This is a genomic window from Candidatus Harpocratesius sp., from assembly GCF_054039255.1.
The window spans coordinates 1-21,839 of sequence record NZ_JBPLBG010000027.1 but is presented as its reverse complement, the minus strand read 5'-3'; the positions used below and the strand labels follow the sequence as shown (position 1 = coordinate 21,839).

Genomic DNA, 21,839 nt, shown 5'->3' with positions numbered 1-21,839 from the left:
AAAGCGGCGGTAATCAAGTGGTTAAGATGCTGGACTGCTAATCCAGTGCCTTTACAGGCGCGAGGGTTCAAATCCCTCCCGCCGCGCTTAATATTTCTTCAAATTTTGTTGTTTTTTGATTTTAGAAAATTTCATTAGAACTTAAAATTATTTTGTAAATATCTAAAAAATTAGAAAAAATAAGCATCGCAATAGATAAAATAACCGATTTAAATAAATTTTCTAAATTTTTACTCTAATTAATAACTATTGATGATTTTATATCTGACAATGATATTTTTAATTATTTCTAAGTTTTTATTTCTCAAATTAAGAAATCAAATACCAAAGATAAAATTTGTCAGAAATCATTTTTTACGATTTAACTTTTCGGCATCTTTTAATGAAAGTATTCATATTGAACATTGGAATCGTAATCTGTTGAATTCTGATGTGAATCTCGGATTCATACAGTGAAATAATACGTTTGAATATCTTGGGAGAAAAATATTGATATTTTTATATCTCAAGGAAAAGAAGATCAAACGAAATGGAGAGATATACATGGTACAACCTTTAAAACTAGATAAATCGAATGCACTCTATAAGGAAGCTCTTGGATTAATTCCTGGTGCGATATTAGGAATTAGAAGACCATATAATTTTGTTGAAGGAGAATATCCTATATTTTTTAAACGTGCTAAAGGCGTTAAAGTTTATGACGTTGATGGAAATGAATATATTGATTATCTATGTGCTTATGGACCAATAATAATTGGACATAGGGAAAATGAAATTGATGAAGCGGTTATCGCTCAAATTCAGGAAAATGGATTTTGTATGTCTTTAACTCAACCCGTTCAAAATAAATTAGCAAAAAAATTACAAACGCTAATTCCCTCTTGTGAAAAATGCGTTTTTGTCAAAACAGGTTCTGATGCTACTACTACAGCTGTCCGTATTGCTCGTGGATATACAAATCGAACTAAAATTCTACGATGTGGTTATCATGGATGGCACGATTGGTGTGTTGAAGTTAAAGGTGGAATTCCGGAAAAATTATATGAAGATGTTTTTGAATTTGAATATAATAATTTAGAACAGTTAGAAAACTTAATGAAAATTCATGGATCGGAAGTAGCGGCTATTATAATTACTCCTGTCGGTCATCCTTTAGGACATAAAGTTCAAATGCCACAATCTGGATATTTAGAAGCAGTGAAGAAATTAGCCCATGAATATGGTGCAGTTTTGATATTTGATGAAATTCGCAGTGGATTTCGGGTAAATCTAGGAGGTGCGCAGAAAGAATTTGGAGTAACTCCCGATTTAGCAGTCTTTGGAAAAGCTATTGCAAATGGTTATGCGATTTCTGTGGTTGTAGGAAAAGCAGAAATTATGGATGTGTTAGAACACGACGTCTTTTTAAGCTCAACATTCTTTCCAAATAGTCTTGCTCAAGTAGCTGCCCTAAAAACTATTGAAATAATGGAGCGAGATGATGTTTTGGGCGTGATCCGGCGCAAAGGGACTGATTTTGGAAAAGGTATACAGGATATTATTGAAGATGTTGGTGTTCCATGTGAATTTTCAGGTGGTCCATGGATGCCTTTTATTACATTTAAACATGACCCCGAGAAAAAATACAAAACGTTACGTCCTGCCTTCTATACGAGTTTGATTCGCCGGAAAGTATTCTTACAACCGTATCACCATGGATATATTGCTTTCCGCCATTCTGAAGAAGATCTCTCCTATACTCTGGAAGCAATTAGAGAAAGTTTGAAAGAAATAAAGAATCTCTAATAATTAATGCAATTGGGTAAAAATATAATTTGATAAAAATATAATAGTGAGAAAAAAATGATGGAAAAAGTAATTATAACTGCTGCAATATGTGGCGCTGAAGTGTCTAAAGAGCATAATCCCGCAGTTCCTTATACTATTGAAGAAATTGGAAGAGAAGCGGAAAGTGCATATAAAGCAGGTGCCTGTATTATTCATTTACATGTTCGAAATGATGATGGCACACCGACTCAAGATAAGGATCGATTTGCAGCTGCCATCGCTGAGATAAAAAAACGCTGCCCGGATGTAATTATTCAACCTTCGACTGGAGGTGCAGTAGGCATGACTGATTCCGAACGATTGCAACCCACAGAATTAAACCCTGAAATGGCAACTTTAGATTGCGGAACTTGCAATTTCGGAGGCGATGATATTTTTGTTAATACTGAAAATATGATTAAGAATTTTGCAACCAGAATGAAAGAGCGCGGTATTAAACCTGAGTGCGAGGTGTTTGATAAAGGAATGATCGACATGGCACTTAGATTACATCGAAAGGGCTTTATTCCTGGACCATTACATTTCAATATGGTAATGGGTGTTAATGGGGGAATTAGTGGAACACCTAGAGATCTGTTGTTTATGGTGGAAAGTATTCCATCTGATGCAACTTTTACTGTGTGTGGCATTGGTAGGGCAGAATTTCCTATGATAACGATGTCTCTATTGTTGGGGGGTCATATAAGAGTTGGATTTGAAGATAATATTTATCTTGCAAAAGGAGTACTAGCAAAATCAAACGGCGAATTAGTGGCAAAAGCTGTGAGAATTGCGCGAGAATTAGGTCGAGAGATTGCTACACCTAATGAAGCACGAAATATTCTGGGATTGAAACCATAAAATTTGAATTAATCCAAAGATTTTAAGCGTTTTTTCATATTTTTTATTTTAACCATATATTTCATTACAATCTTATTATTATAAGCGACGAAGACAATCCTCCTTAAGAATATTGTTGATTACTAACATATCAATATCTTCAATCAGATGCGAATTTAGTAATTCCTGATAAACTTTATTCATAAATGTGTGTTGATTGGGTGTGTGAGCGAAAATAACAAAATTTTTGGAACCCAATGTTGCATAAACTGCCCAAACTTCCTGAATTGATTCAAGCAAGGAAGAAACTTCAACAATATAATTTGGATGAATTTTTGCTTTTAATAAAAGACAAATATTAAATTCTTCTTGAACACCTGTAAGATTAATGTGTGCGTGATATCCTTGGATAATTCCTTCTTGCTCAAGCCGTTTAATGCGATAATTAATTGTAGATAAAGAAACTTTTACAATTTCTGCCAATTTACTTCGTGGGATTTGACAATTTTTTTGTAATTCTTTTAATAATATTTTATCAATATCATCAAGAAAACTTCTCCGTTCATTCATAATACTTTCACTCAGCCAGATCTTTCAATGTAAATAATAAGGATTTCATGACATCATATAAAATTTGAACATCATGAACTTGAACTTTATAATTTGAGGGATATACTCCAATTTCTGTAGGACCAATAGATAATGCTTGCATATGTGGGAATTTTAGAGCAATCACACCTGGTTCTAAGACCCAATAACTTCGGTTAACACGAACAGGATGATTAAGCCGGTCTTCATAAATGTGTTTTACTAAATGCAAGAATGTTCCAGGAGTAGTGGGTTCCCATACTGGAAAATTATAATCATTTATCACATTCCATCCAAAATATTGAGCACAAGATAATGTACGATTAAAAGCTTGCAATTCTGATTGGTTATCCCCTCGAGATTTGCATGATAATTCTATCTTATTATCTAAAAAGCGAATTCTAGCGAAATTATTTGATATTTTACCCGCTTCGTTTTCTACAGCTGTTTTTTGTATCAATCCTTGAGGTATCCATGCAGCTAAACTCAATATTTCAGCGGATTGAGTGGCATCTAAAATGAGAAATGGTTTGCTTTCTTCAACAATAATTTGAAGATCTGGTTCCAAACTTTGACCATATTCACTAAATCGCTTAAATTTTCTTATTATTCGACGAATTTCATCATGAAGAATTTCTATTGCACTCGCTGCATCTGTACTTGAAAGGGCAAACCAAACATCACTTGATTGTGGAATAAATCGATATAATTCTCCCCCTTTCCAATTTCCAATATAGACAGAATATTCTGAATTAATACTAATCAAGCAGCGTGCAATAATTTTTAGCGCGTTTGCCCTGAAAAAATGGATTTCTGAACCAAGTTCTCCTCCTTGTAGCCCTGAAACCCGAATATGGTAGAAATTTAATGACCCAAATGAATCAGATGATGAGAGCTTGATTGATTTCCAGAATACAAATTCAGAACAACCCGCTGCTCCATTAATAATTGAGGCGATATCTACTGCATCAAAATTTAATAGAAAATGGCTTTGAATATTAAAAAATGTTGGATCAAGATTTAATGCTCCAATAAATTGACCATTTTTTTTTACAGTGAATAATGCTTCAATTGGTCCATGTTGTAAATTACCTGATTTATCTGTCAGAACTGTCAAAATCAGACCTACCCCAACCACAGAATCATCAAGAAGTGGTGTCCCGATAATTTCAAACCATGTCCCCGGTGGATCTAAGTGAATTGTTGAAGTCAGCATTTCTTGAGTAGAATTTGATGGTGTGGTCGCTAAATCATAATGAGCTTGAAGCAAAATAGGAGGATATCGCTCAAAGCCTGGAGTTGCTGGTTTAGTGATAAAAATATTTCCTAATGAGTCCTCAGAAATTAGTAAATTAAGATGATATTTTTGGTTTTTTTTGACAATCCATCGTTTTATACGCTGATGAATGGGAATTACGGGCAGATTATTTGAAGATTTTCCATAAATTTCTTCAAATATTGCCCAAATACTTGAAGGTGTCAGATCTTTATATTTCATTTATAATTAATTTAAAGTAAAAACTATTTAATTAGCTTTCTCTTATTCGAAATTTTCACTAATACTTTTTATAGATATTTGCATGAAATTATAGGTGGAGAAATGGATACTTTTTAAGTTAGTTTCGTTAATAAACTTGAACTTATATAAGTAAAGTTCTGAACATCTCTTTTAACCTAATATTGGTGCTTCTGATTTACCTTACAAAACTTAGGTGTATAAAAATGGAAAAACCAGGAAACAAATTTGGAACCCATCGGGTTATTTCCCCAGTGGGTAGTCTACCTCAAAATTGCGATAAACTCGATAATAACATGGATATTTTTTACGACAATGAAATTTTGATTGATGTCCAATCATTGAATATTGATTCAGCTTCCTTTCATCAAATTAAAGAATCTTGTAATGCAGACGAAGAAAAAATGAAAGCTCGAATAATGGAGATCGTGGCAACACAAGGAAAACATCGTAATCCAGTCACTGGTTCTGGTGGAATGCTGTTGGGTACCGTAGAACGAATTGGTTCAAAATTACAAGGTAAAATTAATTTGAATGTTGGTGATAAGATTGCTACATTGGTTTCACTTTCATTAACTCCATTACGAATTGATGAGATCTTAAAGATCAATATGAACATTGATAGAGTAGATATCAAAGGAAAGGCAATCTTGTTTGAAAGTGGAATTTATGCCAAAATTCCTGATGATTTTAGTGAAGCTGTCGCTTTAGCTGCACTTGATGTAGCCGGTGCTCCTGCACAAACAGCTAAGTTGGTAAAACCAGGACAAAAAGTCTTGATCCTTGGTGCTACAGGTAAATCTGGAATGTTATGTGCTTATGAAGCGCGAAAGCGTGTTGGACCAACTGGGCTTATTCTTGGAAATGCACGTAATGAGAGTCGTGCTGAATATTTAATGAAATTTGGTTTTTGCCATAAAGCTGTAATTGCAAATGCGCAAAATCCTGCTGAAATCTATGAGAAAACGATGGAAGCTACTGGAGGAGAAGAAGTTGATCTTGTGATCAATTGTTTAAATGTTCCTGATGCCGAAATGTCATGCATTTTACCATGCAAAGATGGAGGGATTGTTTATTTCTTTTCAATGGCCACCAGCTTTACAAAAGCCGCTTTAGGTGCAGAAGGAGTTGGCAAAGATGTATCCATGATTATTGGGAATGGATATACCAAAGATCATGCAGAAATAACTTTAGAACTCTTGCGTGAAAGTTCTACATTGCGAAAATTATTCGAAGATAAATACGTATAAGTTATAGAAGAAACAATTTTGTGCCAAAATAGATATGGTTTTTATAGACTTTCTAAAAATCTTTTTTTATATTATATTTTTAATTTCTTATTTCATGGGTGTTTTTCATGCGGGTAAACAGACGAAAAGAATTATTTGGAGACGTTCCTGATTCTGATTGGAACGATTGGCGGTGGCAAGTTGGTAATCGAATTGAAACCGTCGATGAATTAAAGAAATATCTACCTCTAACTGAAGAGGAAGAAGCCAGTGCTCGCCAATGCGTGGCAAAATTTCGTATGGCGATTACACCATATTATCTTAGCCTAATCGATCCAAATGATCCACATGATCCAATTCGCCGTCAAGCAGTTCCAACTGCTGGTGAATTAATACAATGTAAAAATGATATTGTGGATCCGTTACATGAAGATGAAGATTCTCCTGTACCAGGATTAACACATCGATATCCCGATCGTGTCCTATTTTTGATTACAGATATGTGTAGTATGTACTGTCGTCATTGTACTAGACGTCGATTTGCAGGTTTTCACGACAAACAACCTTCCACAGATCAAATTGATAAAGCCATTGAATATATCCGAAATACCCCACAAATACGTGATGTTCTTCTTTCTGGTGGAGATGCGTTACTTGTATCTGATAAACGATTAGAATATATTATTTCTCAGTTGAGAGCAATTGAACATGTTGAAATTATCCGTATTGGATCACGAACACCAGTAGTCATGCCACAGCGAATTACTCCTGAATTGGTTTCCATGATACAAAAATATCATCCTATTTGGTTAAACACTCATTTTAATCATCCACATGAAATTACTGAAGATTCAAAACGCGCATGTGAAAGATTAGCAAATGCTGGAGTTCCATTAGGGAATCAATCCGTTTTATTAAAAGGTGTAAATGATAGTCTTTTTACCATGCGAAAATTAGTTCATGAACTTGTTAAAATTCGTGTAAGACCTTATTATTTGTATCAGTGTGATTTATCTATGGGTTTGGTTGATTTTCGAACTACAATTTCTAAAGGAATTGAAATAATTGAGGGATTACGTGGTCATACCAGTGGATTCTGTGTTCCTACATTTATTGTTGATGCACCTGGTGGTGGCGGAAAAATTCCAGTTCAGCCGAATTATGTTATATCACAAAATGATCACAAGGTAATTCTACGAAATTATGAAGGAGTCATTTGTCGTTATGATGAGCCTGAAAATTATACGCCTGGAATCATTCATGATGAATACGAAGATGAAGAAGGGCAATTAACTGGTGTTATTAAACTCATTAAGAACATAAGTGAGAACGGTAAAAATATCACCATTGAACCTGCTGTTTTAGAACGACACTTGCGGAATGAAGCCAGAAAAAAATCACCAAAATAATCCCTTTTTTTTGAATTATTAGAGTTGGTTAAAAAGTGCCGTCAAACTTTCCATTCAATCAAAATTCAGATATTCTTAACCAAATTTTGAAATATAAAACAATTTCAATTATCGGATTGGGAAAAAATGTCGGTAAAACAACCACTCTGAACTATATTATTGAATTACTTAGATCTACCCAACAATTTGCGTTGACTTCTATCGGAAGGGATGGAGAAAAATATGATGAAATCTTCAATAATCCCAAACCACAAATTTTCGTACCAGAAGGGACAATACTTGCTATTGCCAGAAAATCTTTAGAAAATATGGATATTTCTCCAGAAATTCTTGCAACGACAGATATTTATACTCCTTTAGGTAAAATTGTTATTATTAGGTCCTTAAGTGCTGGATATGTTGAATTAACAGGACCATCTTCAAGTCATGAGTTGGAAAATGTTTTTGAATTATTTCGATTTTATGGTGCGGAAATTATTCTTGTGGATGGCGCAATAAATCGGAAAAGCTTTGCTTCACCAACAATAACTAATGCCACAATTTTGGCAACAGGTGCTTCACTTTCTCCTAATTTTAATGATATTGTTAATGAAACAGAATTTGCATATGAAATCTTAACAACTCCATATTTTAAAGATGAAGCCATTCTCACATTAATTTCACAAATTCAAAAATTTGGTATAATTACTTATGAAAAAGAAGTAATTTCTTTTTCAGTATCGACTTCTTTGGATTTACATTCATCCATTTTACAAAAAATTCCTTCCAACTCCCATTATATTGTTATTAAAGGTGTGTTTTCAAATATTTTACTTGAAAAATTGTTCTTAATCCTTTCTCCACAAAAAAAAATCATAATTTTAGTTCCAGATAGCACCAAAATCTTTTTAGATCGAGAACATTTTAATCTATTGAAAAAAACTAGCTGGACTTTACAAGTTCTGAAACCAATCAAATTAATCTGTATTACTGTAAATCCATATTCCCCCTTAGGTTATCACTTTGAAAGTACTCTACTTCAACAAGAACTCCGTCGACACATAAAAATTCCTATAATTGATGTTCTTAATGGAGATTAAATAAAAGGTGTAAAAAAGATGCAAAACTTAACACAAATTCCTCTTACATCAGAAGAAAAAGTCTTGATAGGATGGAAATATGTTATTGATCTACTTAATCCTGAAACACCCTATGGGAGAACTAAAAAATCCAATTTAGGATTATTCTGTCGTTCTGATCTAGTTTTTTTAAATAAGGAATTAGATAATTTAGCCTTGATGATTGAAAATAGAAAGCAATATCCAAAAATACACATCGAAATTGGCTATGAACTTACGAAACTAAAAGATATAAGACCAATCTTACATAAATTAACTCAAAATAGAAGTCTTGATGAAGTTGATTTTTATGAGTTGAAATATACTCTTTTAATATCCTCACAAATACAAAAATTATATTCTCATTTAAACATAACAATTGAAAGTATTATTTTTCCTGATTTGAATAAAATCCTTGATATTCTAGATCCACAATATAACAGGATGCCAACTTTTTATTATTATCCTGAATATTCTGAATCTCTTCAATCCTTTCAAGAAAATCGTAAAAAAATTGAAGAAGAAATATATAAAATTACTCGGACCTTAAATGTCTTTATCACAAACCCAGAATCGGTTAAAGATTCACAAATTTCTTATCATTCTCTTACAACAAGATCTATAGATGAAAAAAGAATGCTGGAGAATAAGTTGAACGACTTGAAATTACAACGATCTTCAATAATCCAGCAAGAACAATTAGAGAAAAAGCTTATTAGAAAAAAATTAACAGAAAAAATTCAAACATTCCTTGAGAAAATTTGGCTTCTTGTTAATTCAATAGAATATTTAGATTGGCTTCGCTCTAAGTCAAAATTAGCTGAGCAATTTAAAGGAATTCGCCCTAATATTCATGAAAAGCATTCTCTCTCATTCACTCAGATGAGAAACCCATATATTGAAATGCTCCTTTCACAACGAAGCAAAGAATTTACACCTATTTCAGTTCATTTTTCTCAAGGAGTAAACTTAATTACTGGAGCAAATATGGGCGGAAAAACAGTCCTACTCTATACTACACTATTAAATCTTATTTTAGCCCATTGTGGATTATTTGTGTTTGCAGAATCTGCTGAAATCCCAATTGGTAGTTTTTTTGGAACGATATTTAGTGATGCTCAAGATATTCAACAAGGGCTCTCCTCTTTTGGAGCTGAAATTGTAAAATTTAATTCTTTCCTTTCCACACATGAAAAAACACCTGGTTTTCTATTTATGGATGAATTCGCAAGAGGGACTAATCCGTCTGAAGGTAGAATTATTTTTAAATCTGTAACCCATTATCTTCAAAATGTTCCATGGATTTCAATCCTTACCACTCATTATGATTTTGATATTGAATTAAATGAAAATATTGCTTATTTTCAAGTAATTGGATTGCGTAATGCTAACCTTGAAGAATTATCCCAAGAATTATTAAAAATTAAGGGAAACGCTTTAAGATCAGTAGCTCTTATCCAAGACCATATGGATTACCGTATAGAACGCATTATGGGAAGGAGTAAAATACCGATGGATGCTATAAACATTGCCCGAATTTTGGGCTTAAATCCTGAAATTATTCGATTTGCAAAACAATTAATGAAGAACGAATATTAATTAATTCGAGAGAAGTAAATAAAAAATAATTATCAAACAATCAGAGAAAAATAGAGAAAATCAAAGAAAATCAAAGAAATGTGAAATGAAATGCAAGATCCAACAAATAGAAGTAAACTTCATTTAGATTGGCATGTGGTTGAAGAAGCACGGAATTCTGCCAGAAAGATTGCCAATCAAATGCAAACATTTATCAAACGTCATACAACCGACAGTGTCGAACGAACTGTTTGCAGATTGCTCGGGATTGATGGGGTAAATGATTTCGATGTTCCACTTCCAAATGTTGTAGTGGAGAACATTAAGCAGGGTAATGGACTTAAACTAGGTGCTGCAACATACATTGGGAATGCAATGATAGAAACTAAATTAACACCCCAAGAAATTGCTGAACGTGTGGCTCGAAACGAAATCGATCTAACCAGTATCCCATTACATGATTTCTTCGAAATAAGACTTGTTATTCAAGAAATTGCCCAAGAAAGCTTAAATAGAATCGCAAAAAATCATGAAAAGCGGGATCAACTTTTGAATAAATACGGAGATAAAACAGGACCATATATCTATGTGATCGTTGCTACGGGTAATATTTTTGAGGATGTTGTGCAAGCTGTTGCTGCTGCCAAACAAGGAGCTGATGTCATCGCCGTTATTCGAACCACAGGACAAAGCTTACTTGATTATGTTCCATATGGTGCCACTACTGAAGGATTTGGAGGAACTTATGCAACACAAGAAAATTTCCGAATTATGCGAGAAGCCCTAGATAAAACAGGAGAAGAGTTAGGGCGATATATCCGTCTATGCAATTATTGTTCTGGACTCTGCATGCCTGAAATTGCCGCAATGGGCGCTTTTGAACGTTTAGATTTTATGCTTAATGATGCGCTTTATGGAATACTATTCCGAGATATCAATATGAAACGAACCATGATTGATCAATATTTCTCTCGGATGATTAATTCTTACGCGGGAGTAGTCATTAATACGGGTGAAGATAATTATTTGACCACATCAGATGCTTACGAAGAAGCACATACTGTTTTGGCTTCTCAATTTATTAATGAGCAGTTTGCTTTATTGGCTGGATTACCTCCAGAACAGATGGGTTTGGGTCATGCATTTGAGATGAACCCTGAAATTGAGAATGGATTCTTATATGAATTAGCCCAAGCTCAGATGGCTCGCGAAATCTTTCCACAAGCACCACTAAAATACATGCCTCCTACTAAGTTTATGACTGGTAATATTTTTCGGGGACATGTTCAAGATGCGCTATTTAATGCAGTTACCATTATGACCAATCAGAGAATTTGTCTTCTCGGAATGTTAACCGAAGCAATTCATACACCATTTATGCAAGATCGTTTCTTATCTATTGAAAATGCTAAGTATATTTTTAATAATATGAAGGATTTAGGAGATGAAATTTCATTCAAACCTAATGGAATCATTGAACAACGCGCTCAAAATGTCCTACAACATGCTCATGATTTATTAATGGAAATAGAGAAAAAAGGATTGTTTCAAGCATTATCTGAAGGGATTTTTGCTGGAATCAAACGCCCTATTGATGGTGGAAGGGGTCTAAATGGTGTTGTCGTTAAAGATCACCAGTATTTCAATCCATTTATCGATTTGATGCGAAAAGAATTGAACATTGGAGGAATTGAGTAAAATGGGCGGCGGACTTTATTCTTCTCATAAGAAAAATTTTGATACAACGCGTGATGAAACGAAGATTAAACCTTACGGAGATACCATGAATGATGGTAAAATTCAACTAAGCTTTACATTACCCATTAAAGATGGAGATCGTGCTGTGGAAACTGCTCGTCAGTACGTTGAAAAATTGAATATGCGGGATATTCAAGTTGTTCATCATGAGGCACTTGATAAAGAGTATACTTTCTTCGTTGTCTATGCCACTGCAACTCCGACAATCGATTATACGGCAATTCAAGTGGAAGAATTAGAAATTGAAACCTTGACTATGGAAGAAACAGATGCATTTATACAAAACAATATTGGTCGAAAAATTATCGTTGTTGGAGCCACTACCGGAACTGATGCACATACCGTCGGAATTGATGCAATTATGAATATGAAAGGATATATGGGTCATTACGGTTTGGAACGTTATAAAATGATAGAAGCCTATAATTTAGGTTCTCAAGTCTCCAATGAGAAATTTGTAAAAACTGCTATCGAATTAAATGCTGATGTAATGATGGTTTCGCAAACTGTAACTCAAAAAAATATTCATATCAAAAATTTAACCGAATTAGTTGAATTGGTTGAAGCTGAAGGGTTTCGTAAAAAAGTGGTGTTGATTGTGGGTGGCCCCCGTATTACAAATGATTTGGCAAAAGAATTAGGTTTTGACGCTGGATTTGGACCAGGAAAATATGCAGACGATGTTGCTACATTTTTTGCAAAAGAGATTACCAGACGTTTAGGAAAATTGTAAAGATAAATAACACTATAGAAAGAAATTCTCTTAGCAATGTTTGACATTCTCCATATTATTCCAATCTTTTTGGCTCCTTTTCTGCCAGAAAGGGTGAAAAAAGTGAGAATGTGTTTTTTTTTAAAACTAATCTATATAAAAAATTCAAATTAATCCAAGAGAAATTAATTAATTATTAGTGTTGTAACATTATAAATTATAAGTAATATAAAAAAATACTCTCTATCTGAGAATTCTTTATTTGAAAATGGAGAATTGGAATATAATTTCGTCTTATATGATATTTTGGTTAATTAAAAAAGTTAAGTAATATATAAATTAAAAAATTTATTCATTTATAATTTCAAAGACCATCTTATCAATAATCGGCTTTTTTGTTTCTCGCTTATCAAAATACCAGCCTAATACATTATCTGGAGTAATAATAATCATAACTCCAGTTGAGAGGTAATTTAAAATTTGCAGGTCCATATCATGCAAATCCTCTTTTCCATCAGGGTGAGTATGAAATTGCCATACGATATCAATCCCATCTTCTTCTTTATACTTTCGCATTTGGAAGAGTTTGCGTTTCTTCATCCGCATCCATGATTTTGGTTTTTCGTGAGCTTTTGCGGGATCTTTTGTAATTTCATAACCTTTTACGATTCCAAAGTTCTCTTTTCTGTCAGCAAATATCCAACCTGCTACAATTTTATTATTTTCAGCGTGACCTTGCTTTGCAAGATCAATTAATTCATTAAAAATCGGTTCTGGAATTAAATAACGAAAATCGATGCTCATAATACTCTACCAGAAGCATTAACCTACCATAAAAATTAATTCTTACGGTTCTGAGTAACAATCAGATCAAAGGAAAAAAAATATAATTTCCATAATTATCGTACCGATGATTCAAATGAGTCGAAATATTTCTCAATTTTCTACTAAAACAACATCCCCTTTTTATTATTCATATTCTAAACCTGTTTGGGCTATGAAAAAGGAAGAATTAGTGTCTTTTTTGCACACAAATGCTGAATTAGGATTAACAGTCAAAAAAGTCGAAGAACGACTCATTAAAGAAGGAAAAAATGAACTTCCTCATCCCAAACCTCATTTTTTAAGAGTCTATTTGGCGCCTTTATTCAATTGGCTCATAATTATTTATCTTATTGCGGCTATTATCATGTTTCTTTTCGGAATTGTTTCTGGTGAAGGAAATATGACAATGATTTACACAACTTTGGCTATTGTTGGATTAAATTCTATTGTTGCTGTTGTTCAACAAGCCAGATCTGTTAAGAAATTAAATGCTTTACGCGCCTTATCCGCTCCAACTTGTGTAGTAATACGTGAAGGACAGAAAATGGATATTCCCACAACTGATGTTGTTCGAGGAGATATTCTAATTTTGGATACAGGTGCCAGAATTCCAGCTGATTGTCGTATTTTAGAATCAAGCAATTTGCAAGTTAATGAAGCTTCATTAACAGGCGAAAGCGAAATTGTGGCGAAAAATCACGGTAAAGCTCTACTTAATTTATATAAACCTCGTCCTTTTTCTAATAATTCTCCAAAAGATTCTCAAATAGTTAAAAGTTCTTTACCTTTACAAGCACAATCTAATATTCTTTTCTTTGGAACTTACATTACATCTGGGAATTGTCGTGCAGTTGTTTATGCAACAGGTATTCATACAGAATTAGGGAAAATTTCCCATAAGTTAGAAGAGCAAGGTTTCCAAGAAATACCAATACAAGTAAAATTGAACCATATTGGTAAATGGTTCGGTATTGGAGTTATGGCGTTTTGGGCAATTGTGTTGATAATCATCAAATTTACGACTGGAAGGGTGGAAATTATCAAAAGCTTAAACTCTGCAATGGATATAATGCCTATCAATATTCCCCTTCTCACTACTATTGTAATGCTTTCTGGAACTCTTGCAATGGCTAATCAAGGCGTAATTGTCAGAAATCTAACATCTGTTGAAAGTTTAGGTAGAGTTAGTGTCGTTTGTAGCGATAAAACTGGGACTTTAACGAAAGGAGAAATGTGTGTGCAACATATTTGGGCTCGAGGATCGCACTTTATGGTAACTGGTAGTGGATATAATCCTAAAGGAGATTTTTATCTTACCGATAATCCGAAAAGACCCGAAAAGATCGAAAATATTCAAGATTATCCACATTTACAATTATTGCTCGCAAATTGCTTGTGGAATAATAATGCATCCCTTCAAATTCAGAATATTGAAATTGGAAAAAAGACCTCATCTAGATGGACGATAATAGGCACTCCAACTGAAGGAGCTTTAGCCACATTGGTGAAGAAGGTAGGTGATCCTGCAGTTATTAATGATTTTTCGAATTCACCAGTTTCTGTAGTGCATGAGTTTGGATTTTCTTCTCAACTAAAGCGAATGACAAAAATTTTACAAACTTCTGATAATTCCTTTATCAGCTTTACGAAGGGTGCCAGTGAAGTCGTTTTATCACTCTGTGATCGATTATTAGCCGAAAATAATAGTGCAATTCCATTTATTGATGAATTACGATTGGTTATTATGAATCGTATAAATATATTTGAAAGTCAAGGTTATAGATTACTAAGTTTTGCCTATAAAAGGTTTAACAATCTTCCATCTGATGATTTGGATTCACCTAAAATTAGAGAAGATATTGAGTCAAATTTAATTTTTATTGGATTTGTTGCAATTATGGATTCTCCACGTGATGGAATAAAGGAGGCAGTTCAATCTTGCTATAATGCTGGTGTTGATGTTGTCATGATAACTGGTGATAGTTTGCCAACAGCAAAGGCTATTGCTGCTCAAATTGGAATGTCTGCTTTATCTACTAATAATGTACATTTAGGAGGTCTTGAATCAATTTTTTCTGATACTAATAAAATACCAAATATCTCTCAAATTAAGGTTTTTGCACGTGTTTCTCCTTTGAATAAACAAGAAATTGTTGAAGCATATCATAAACATGATAAAATTGTGGCAATGACAGGTGATGGTGTTAATGATGCTTTGGCTTTACATGATGCTGATGTTGGTATTGCTATGGGTGTTCAAGGAACAGATATTGCGAAAGAAGCTGCCGATATGATTCTTTCTGATGACAATTTCGTTACATTAGTTGAAGGTATTAAACTAGGTAGAGGGATTTTTTCAAATATTCGATCTTTGGTGTTCTTCTTCATTTGTATTAATTTATTTGAAGGAATCGTTCAATTTATATTGGCAGTTATTCTCAATCTACCTTATTTTTTAAACGAAGAATTCTATTTCCAATGGGTGTTTCTTTCTCTCACAGTTCATATGTTTCCTGGGTTAATGTTAACATTTGATCGAATTTCATCTGATATTATGCGTGAAAAACCGCGAGATTCCCAAGAAATTCTTTCCCGACATGTTCTTTTACTTCTTCTTGTTTATGGGATTTTATTAAGTATTTCTATGTTAAGTATATATTTCTTAGTTTATACAGGTGTTTATTCTAACGCTCAAAATAATTTTTTTGGAAAAGGGAATATTCATTATTTATTTACCCATGAAACTTATGTTCTTTGGAAAAATGTGGATTTTACTAACGCTAAAACTTTAACCATGTTGATGTCAACGCTTTTTATTTGTGAAACCTCGTTAGCACTCCAAATTCGTCGTCCAAATAAATCATTGTTTCGTAGTTTGAGAGAAGATATTAATCCTGTTGTGATTTCAGTTCTTTGTTTTTTATTTGCTTTGTTTTTATTTACTTTATATTTTCCTGGATTTCAGATTTGGATGCTTAAAAAAGGTATTTCTTTAAATTTTGTTCCAATGAACCTTATTGATTGGCTTGTTTCGATAGGGATTGCCTTTGGCATTTGCATTCTTCCCTTTGAAGGTGTTAAATGGTTCTATCGTCGCCGTGAAGTATATTTTTAATATATATGATCAAAAAAGTCAAAATTAATTTGCAGCTTTCTTAAATCAAATGTCGTAAAAATGATCATCTTATTGATGCTCATCTCTTAACCATATTGGGATACATCGCTGTAAAATAAAAAGATTAAAAAGAGTGGGGATCAAAAAGGGGAATTACTCTTGTTTTTTTCAAGTACCATGTATCTATCTCCAATTCCCTTTCTTGGTTAAGTGCCTTGTTAATTTGAGAGTGAATACATTGGAAAGGGATAATTATTTTTTTATTAAATTGGGGAAATTCTACCACAGCACGATGTTTTTGAATGTCTCTTATTATTCCAGATAATTTTGTATGATCATTTCCATAGGGCATCAATTTTCATTTCACTCTCCAAAACAGCAAAATTTTGAATATTCCTTCATTTTTTCAAAATATATTTTAAAATTCGCAGTTGGTAAGTTTTGTTTGTTCCATTTTTTACTTAAATTTCCCTATTAGGGGTTCATTAAATAACATTAGCTTGTAAATTTATTCGCACAATATAATCTAATAATAATATATACTACTATACTCTTAGAATTTTACTTCATTTAAACATTTCTTACATCCTCTTGTTGATTGACAAAACTCGACATAAGTATGTGCTTTTAGAATTAATTCCAGTAATTCTTAATTGAAAGAATAAACAGTAGAGAAGATTTTAATATTAACAGATGCTTATCCAATTACTTCAGTTATTTCTTTTGAGATGAAAACTATGAGTCAGATTAAACCCACCCATTATTGGGTTCATTTAGAACCTGATCTGAAACAATTTACATTTCATGGATTAACCCGTATTGATTTTTCGTTATCTGAATCAACAACAGAAATCCGCCTAAATGCTAAAGAGTTGAAGATCTTAAATGTAATGTTGAATTATTCTTCTAATTCCGAAAAAATTGGTTGTTCGTTTGAACTGCAAGCAGAAAAAGAAGAATTGGTTATTAAGGCTGATAATCTTGTGCAAGGATTATATACAATGGAGATCGAATTTGATGGAACTCTTAATGATATGCTTTACGGATTTTACCGTAGCAGGCTAACTTATGATGGTAAAGTTACCTATATGGCAACTACTCAATTTGAGGAAAGAGACGCGCGTGCTGCTTTTCCCTGCTTTGATGAACCTGCTTTAAAAGCAACCTTCGATCTCGAATTCCTTATTCCAGAAAATCTTAAAGCAGTAGCCAATACTGATATTTTAGAAGAAAAATTACTTCATGAAGGCAAAAAACTGGTTAAGTTTGAGCGTACTCCCATTATGAGTACATATTTGCTTTATTTCGGTGTGGGTGAATTTGAATTCTTAGAAGATTCGAGTAAGTCACCAAAATTGCGTATAGTAGCTCCCCCAGGAAAGGCAAAATATGGAAAATTCGCTTTAGATATTGCACGAAAATCATTTGATTACGGAGAGAAATTCTTCCAAGCACCCTATCCAATCTCAAAATGTGATTTCATTGTAGTAGAAGATTTTGCTGCTGGAGCTATGGAGAATTATGGCGCTATCACTTTTCGGGAAAATTTATTGCTTGCTTACCCTAATAAAACATCTAAACCTCAAATGGTTGCAATTGCAGCAGTTGTAGCTCATGAAATCACTCATATGTGGTTTGGAGATTTAGTTTCTCCAGCCCGATGGAAATATATCTGGTTGAATGAATCTTTTGCAACATATTTCACCTCTGCTATACCCGATTATTATTTTCCTGAATGGAAATCGTGGGAATCTTTAATTGGTGGTCGAGGTTTAGGTGGATTTGCAAGAGACTCCTTAAAATCAACAGTTCCAATTGAATTACCTGGAGATCAAGAGATTAACATAGATGCATCAAGTGCTCCTATCATTTATGCCAAAGGAGCCCTTATAATGCGCATATTAGAAGGATATATTGGTGAAGAGAAATTCTTCCAAGGAATTCGTCATTTTCTGCAGAAATTTGCCTTTAATTCTGCCACCAGTGATGATTGTTGGGCTGCATTTGAAGAAGCTACAAATGAACCTATAACAGAATTTGCAGATTCTTGGGTGAAACAAGAAGGTTATCCATTTATCACAGTATCTCAAGAAAAAAATACCATTATTCTTGAACAACATCGCTTTACCATGCTCCCCATGGAAAGTCAAACCATATGGTTTATCCCACTAAAAATTAGAGTATTTAAAGAGAATGGAACGGATGAAATTTTGAAATTTGTTATGAATTCGCGAACTTTTCAGTTTGATTTACCCTCAGATATAGTTACGTTCAAACTTAATGCAGATCAAACAGGATTTTATCGCGTAAAATATTCAGTGGAACATTTTCGTAAATTGGGTGAATTTGCCAAATCTATGCAATTGAATGTATACGATCGCTTTGGACTTCAAAATGATTATTTCAATTTCATGCAGAGGGGAGATTATTCAATTGAGGATTACCTTGCCTTTTTACGCGATTATTATAGTGAAGAATCCAGCGCATTAGGGTTGTCAAATATAGCATCCAACCTAATTAGACTTGAGTTATTAGCACCTGGATTTGTAGAAAAAATAAAAGAAACTGGCCGACTTATAGCAGAAAATGGATTAGAATTAATAGGTTATCTTCCTAAAAGTGAAGAAATTGCTATGATTTCCCAAACTAGGAATGATTTACTATGGATGGGTGGTCATTTTGGGTCTGAAAAAATAAAGAAATTTGCATCAGAATATTTCCAAACTGTACTTGCAGGAGAAACTATCTCACCTGATATTTTCCAAAGTATCGTTCGTTTAGGTGCTGAACAATTTCCAGATGCCTGGGACTATATGGAAAGTCAAGTAACCGATCATAATGTCCCTGAAGCAGTGAAACAATATTGGTTGGCAGCATTTGGCAGTTTTAATGATCCAAAATTGCTCAAAAAAGCATTAGATCTTAATCTTACTAAAATTCCAAAATTGAATCGGGCTCAAATTCTTATAATGATCGCACGAAATCCCATAGCGAAAGACTGGATTTGGAAATATTATCATTCCAATTTTCAGCAATTAATGAAAGAATTACCTAAATCTGTTTTAGGAAACACTCTCGCCATGATTCCTCCAGTAGGTGCGTTAACTGATAAAGAAGATGTTCTTTCTTTCCTTGACCAAATTGGAAAAATGGTTCCTCCAGCTAGGGGCGTTGCAGAAATGGCGGCTGAAATTGCTGAATTATATTCTACCTTTTATAACAAACACAAATAGTTCAACCAATCTCACTATTTTTATTTTTTTTATTATTATTTGACTAATTCAAGTATTTATTTTGTGCGAATATGTTTGATTCTTTCTCTTATTTTTGTTTGAATCTTTATAGGAATTTGTGCGAATATGTCTAGTTATCTAAATAACTTTTCGACCAACTTCCTTTATTTGAAATTGACAATGATCATTACCCATCGCAAAACATTCTAATTCTTTAATCTCATATTTTTTTCCAAACTTTTTTTTAAATAATATAGTAAAAAAGCCTTCATCTAATTTACAGACTGTTCGTCCTAAATTTGGTAAATGAGAACATTCAAAACACTCATAAACATTAAAAATTGTTCTATCTGGTTCGAATCTCAATTCGTCAATAATACCGAATCCATTTCTTTTCCAAAAACGAGTTATTTCCTCCAATAGGGCTTCTTCCTCTTCTTCTGAAAAAAATAATCCTTCAAATTTATCTCCTAATTGTTGTCCAACAATATAATGTATCTCTTCTGCCTTGGGAACACGTGCATCGATTATTGTGGTAAAGGTATTGAATAATGTCTTAATAATTTTCGACGAATCATCATTTTGAGTTAGCCTACGCTCTCGAAACATATTTTCGATTATTTCATTTGAAAGTTGAAGTGAATCCCCAAATTCTTTTCCTCTGATATTTAATTCTTTATCAAAATAAAGTGTAACAGAATGAGCAGGATTACCATGAATATAACGAAAAGTAAAAGGATAATGATCATGAGGTTCACTAAATATTGAATCAGGAATTAGAAACTCGATATGTGAATTACATTGAGGACAAAATAATTTTACGTGATGTTTCTCTTTGTTGTATTTAAACATACGAATGATTTGGAATTTTTAACGTAAAAAAGTTCTCCTTTTATCAATGGTATCAATTTCATTACAATAACAACTTAAATGAATCATTCAACCGAACAGAAGGCCAGTAATAATTAACTCTATGCAAAAGAAACTCTTTTAGCTCAGGATCATCGACTTGTTCGGCCACCATTTTCATGTATCTCAAAAATTGTGTCTTTTCCCGAGTCCATTTAGGATTATTCGGCCCATATGTTTCTTCACAAAATTGACCTTTCTCATTAAGCAATTCGGGGTATTCATACAGTCGCGGATGGGGTCTTTTATAATATATTCTCATGAAATTCTCACCACCACCGCTATCAACTATATTCCAAAATTGAACGGGTAAATAGGAGAATGAAGGAATATACGGGCAATTGACAACTTCCATTCTTAACCATGGAATGTATGTGAATTCGATGGGTATTTCTTTAAGTTCACGGGTGCTGGATATATTAAACTCTTCCAAAGAGACACACAGTGCCCAATTTTTAGGAATCTCCTTAATTCGAGGCAGATTATCAGAAGGTGGTGCAAGAGGGAGTGGGTTCTTAAAGCGTTCTCGACTCCAATTAACATAATCAGTATCTTCATCAGCTAAATATTCGTAAACACAAATTTTCTTTAAGTAGTATGATTTTGAAAAATCGATATTCCAATCATCCAGAAAAATGTGCATAAAGATGATTTCCTTTAAATATTTGTATTGATCGGCCTCCAGAGGAATATTTCTGAGATTTTTACATTCAGATGGATGTAAAATTTGAACTTTAGGAGGCCATTTTGAGACAGAATGCAGATCACAATTACTTAAGTATAATTTCTTACAATTTAAAAGCAGCGAAAAATCAATGCAATCGTCAATAAAATGGCATTCCTTAAAAGAGACCATGGCAAATTTATCCATGCTTTTTATTAATTTGGTGTTTATATTCGTCCGCTCGAATCTAAGTACAGTTGATATTCGCTCATCATATTCAAATTCCCAATCCTCTAAAACAAAATTGGTAAAATCTATTTTTTTCAAATTTTTATAGCTTTCAGTATCTAAATCAATCTTTTTTAATTGTTTGCAGTCGGATATATATAATTTTTCGATATTGGTGGGTAATTTTATAATTTCCTGGAGATCTGACCTGCTTATTCCTATTACACTACATTTTTTGAATGATGAAAAATCGATGATTGGGTCAATAAAATGACAATCCCAAATTCCAAATTCTGTGATTTTATCGATATTTTCCAAAAACTCAAATTTAA

Annotated in this window: 16 protein-coding genes and 1 tRNA gene; 11 read left to right on the top strand and 6 right to left on the bottom strand. The window is 33.1% G+C overall.

Features of this window, described 5'->3' with window-relative positions:
• The first annotated feature begins 3 nt into the window (after positions 1–3).
• From ACXLDF_RS05050 to kce, 3 genes are all read left to right on the top strand, one after another.
• Positions 4–86: transfer RNA gene (locus ACXLDF_RS05050), tRNA-Ser, on the top strand.
• 457 nt (positions 87–543) lie between these two features.
• On the top strand, positions 544–1,785 hold the full coding sequence (locus tag ACXLDF_RS05045) for an aspartate aminotransferase family protein (RefSeq protein WP_457557406.1): 1,242 nt from the start codon (positions 544–546) through the stop codon (positions 1,783–1,785).
• Between the two features lie 60 nt (positions 1,786–1,845).
• Positions 1,846–2,667 (top strand): 3-keto-5-aminohexanoate cleavage enzyme, encoded by an 822-nt coding sequence (gene kce / locus ACXLDF_RS05040; protein ID WP_457557426.1) that lies wholly within the window; start codon positions 1,846–1,848, stop codon positions 2,665–2,667.
• Positions 2,668–2,745: 78 nt separating this feature from the next.
• Here the strand turns inward: kce and ACXLDF_RS05035 are convergent, their stop codons facing one another.
• Positions 2,746–3,216, bottom strand: a complete 471-nt coding sequence (locus tag ACXLDF_RS05035) for an Lrp/AsnC family transcriptional regulator (RefSeq protein ID WP_457557405.1) — start codon at positions 3,214–3,216, stop codon at positions 2,746–2,748.
• A gap of 7 nt (positions 3,217–3,223) precedes the next feature.
• On the bottom strand, positions 3,224–4,732 hold the full coding sequence (locus tag ACXLDF_RS05030; protein ID WP_457557404.1) for a zinc-binding metallopeptidase family protein: 1,509 nt from the start codon (positions 4,730–4,732) through the stop codon (positions 3,224–3,226).
• 224 nt (positions 4,733–4,956) lie between these two features.
• Between ACXLDF_RS05030 and kdd the strand changes: the two genes are divergently transcribed.
• The 6 genes from kdd to kamE all read left to right on the top strand — a co-directional run bounded on the left by kdd (position 4,957) and on the right by kamE (position 12,554).
• Positions 4,957–6,000, top strand: coding sequence for an L-erythro-3,5-diaminohexanoate dehydrogenase (gene kdd, locus ACXLDF_RS05025; protein ID WP_457557403.1), 1,044 nt, complete (start codon positions 4,957–4,959; stop codon positions 5,998–6,000).
• Between the two features lie 107 nt (positions 6,001–6,107).
• Entirely contained in the window at positions 6,108–7,388 is a 1,281-nt protein-coding gene (kamA, locus tag ACXLDF_RS05020) for a lysine 2,3-aminomutase (RefSeq protein WP_457557402.1), read from the top strand.
• Between the two features lie 35 nt (positions 7,389–7,423).
• Positions 7,424–8,467 carry a lysine 5,6-aminomutase reactivase subunit KamB gene (gene kamB, locus ACXLDF_RS05015; RefSeq protein ID WP_457557401.1) on the top strand — a complete coding sequence of 348 codons (1,044 nt, stop codon included), beginning with the start codon at positions 7,424–7,426 and terminating at the stop codon, positions 8,465–8,467.
• Between the two features lie 18 nt (positions 8,468–8,485).
• A complete protein-coding gene (gene kamC, locus ACXLDF_RS05010; protein WP_457557400.1) occupies positions 8,486–10,084 on the top strand; it encodes a lysine 5,6-aminomutase reactivase ATPase KamC in 1,599 nt (532 codons plus the stop codon).
• Between the two features lie 90 nt (positions 10,085–10,174).
• The gene (kamD, locus tag ACXLDF_RS05005) at positions 10,175–11,761 is read left to right on the top strand and encodes a lysine 5,6-aminomutase subunit alpha (RefSeq protein ID WP_457557399.1); all 1,587 of its coding nucleotides are present in this window, start codon (positions 10,175–10,177) and stop codon (positions 11,759–11,761) included.
• Between the two features lies 1 nt (position 11,762).
• A complete protein-coding gene (gene kamE / locus ACXLDF_RS05000) occupies positions 11,763–12,554 on the top strand; it encodes a lysine 5,6-aminomutase subunit beta (protein WP_457557398.1) in 792 nt (263 codons plus the stop codon).
• Positions 12,555–12,881: 327 nt separating this feature from the next.
• Here kamE and ACXLDF_RS04995 read toward each other — a convergent pair whose 3' ends face one another.
• A complete protein-coding gene (locus tag ACXLDF_RS04995) occupies positions 12,882–13,337 on the bottom strand; it encodes a hypothetical protein (protein ID WP_457557397.1) in 456 nt (151 codons plus the stop codon).
• A gap of 115 nt (positions 13,338–13,452) precedes the next feature.
• Between ACXLDF_RS04995 and ACXLDF_RS04990 the strand changes: the two genes are divergently transcribed.
• Positions 13,453–16,473: a cation-translocating P-type ATPase gene (locus ACXLDF_RS04990; RefSeq protein ID WP_457557396.1), complete on the top strand. Its 3,021-nt coding sequence runs from the start codon at positions 13,453–13,455 to the stop codon at positions 16,471–16,473.
• Positions 16,474–16,597: 124 nt separating this feature from the next.
• Here the strand turns inward: ACXLDF_RS04990 and ACXLDF_RS04985 are convergent, their stop codons facing one another.
• Positions 16,598–16,825: a hypothetical protein gene (locus ACXLDF_RS04985; RefSeq protein ID WP_457557395.1), complete on the bottom strand. Its 228-nt coding sequence runs from the start codon at positions 16,823–16,825 to the stop codon at positions 16,598–16,600.
• Positions 16,826–17,210: 385 nt separating this feature from the next.
• On the opposite strand from ACXLDF_RS04985, the gene ACXLDF_RS04980 reads away from it, so the two are divergent.
• On the top strand, positions 17,211–19,706 hold the full coding sequence (locus tag ACXLDF_RS04980) for a M1 family metallopeptidase (protein ID WP_457557394.1): 2,496 nt from the start codon (positions 17,211–17,213) through the stop codon (positions 19,704–19,706).
• Positions 19,707–19,844: 138 nt separating this feature from the next.
• Here the strand turns inward: ACXLDF_RS04980 and ACXLDF_RS04975 are convergent, their stop codons facing one another.
• Positions 19,845–20,558, bottom strand: coding sequence for a V4R domain-containing protein (locus ACXLDF_RS04975; protein ID WP_457557393.1), 714 nt, complete (start codon positions 20,556–20,558; stop codon positions 19,845–19,847).
• A gap of 61 nt (positions 20,559–20,619) precedes the next feature.
• The coding region (locus ACXLDF_RS04970; RefSeq protein WP_457557392.1) for a hypothetical protein at positions 20,620–21,839 on the bottom strand (1,220 nt) is incomplete at its 5' end.

Excerpts from the sequence above, each read along its gene's own strand:
- ACXLDF_RS05045 (WP_457557406.1), top strand. The coding sequence starts at position 544 with ATGGTACAACCTTTAAAACTAGATAAATCGAATGCACTCTATAAGGAA.
- kce (WP_457557426.1), top strand. The coding sequence starts at position 1,846 with ATGGAAAAAGTAATTATAACTGCTGCAATATGTGGCGCTGAAGTGTCT.
- ACXLDF_RS05035 (WP_457557405.1), bottom strand. The coding sequence starts at position 3,216 with ATGAATGAACGGAGAAGTTTTCTTGATGATATTGATAAAATATTATTA.
- ACXLDF_RS05030 (WP_457557404.1), bottom strand. The coding sequence starts at position 4,732 with ATGAAATATAAAGATCTGACACCTTCAAGTATTTGGGCAATATTTGAA.
- kdd (WP_457557403.1), top strand. The coding sequence starts at position 4,957 with ATGGAAAAACCAGGAAACAAATTTGGAACCCATCGGGTTATTTCCCCA.
- kamA (WP_457557402.1), top strand. The coding sequence starts at position 6,108 with ATGCGGGTAAACAGACGAAAAGAATTATTTGGAGACGTTCCTGATTCT.
- kamC (WP_457557400.1), top strand. The coding sequence starts at position 8,486 with ATGCAAAACTTAACACAAATTCCTCTTACATCAGAAGAAAAAGTCTTG.
- kamD (WP_457557399.1), top strand. The coding sequence starts at position 10,175 with ATGCAAGATCCAACAAATAGAAGTAAACTTCATTTAGATTGGCATGTG.
- kamE (WP_457557398.1), top strand. The coding sequence starts at position 11,763 with ATGGGCGGCGGACTTTATTCTTCTCATAAGAAAAATTTTGATACAACG.
- ACXLDF_RS04995 (WP_457557397.1), bottom strand. The coding sequence starts at position 13,337 with ATGAGCATCGATTTTCGTTATTTAATTCCAGAACCGATTTTTAATGAA.
- ACXLDF_RS04990 (WP_457557396.1), top strand. The coding sequence starts at position 13,453 with ATGAGTCGAAATATTTCTCAATTTTCTACTAAAACAACATCCCCTTTT.
- ACXLDF_RS04985 (WP_457557395.1), bottom strand. The coding sequence starts at position 16,825 with ATGCCCTATGGAAATGATCATACAAAATTATCTGGAATAATAAGAGAC.
- ACXLDF_RS04980 (WP_457557394.1), top strand. The coding sequence starts at position 17,211 with ATGAGTCAGATTAAACCCACCCATTATTGGGTTCATTTAGAACCTGAT.
- ACXLDF_RS04975 (WP_457557393.1), bottom strand. The coding sequence starts at position 20,558 with ATGTTTAAATACAACAAAGAGAAACATCACGTAAAATTATTTTGTCCT.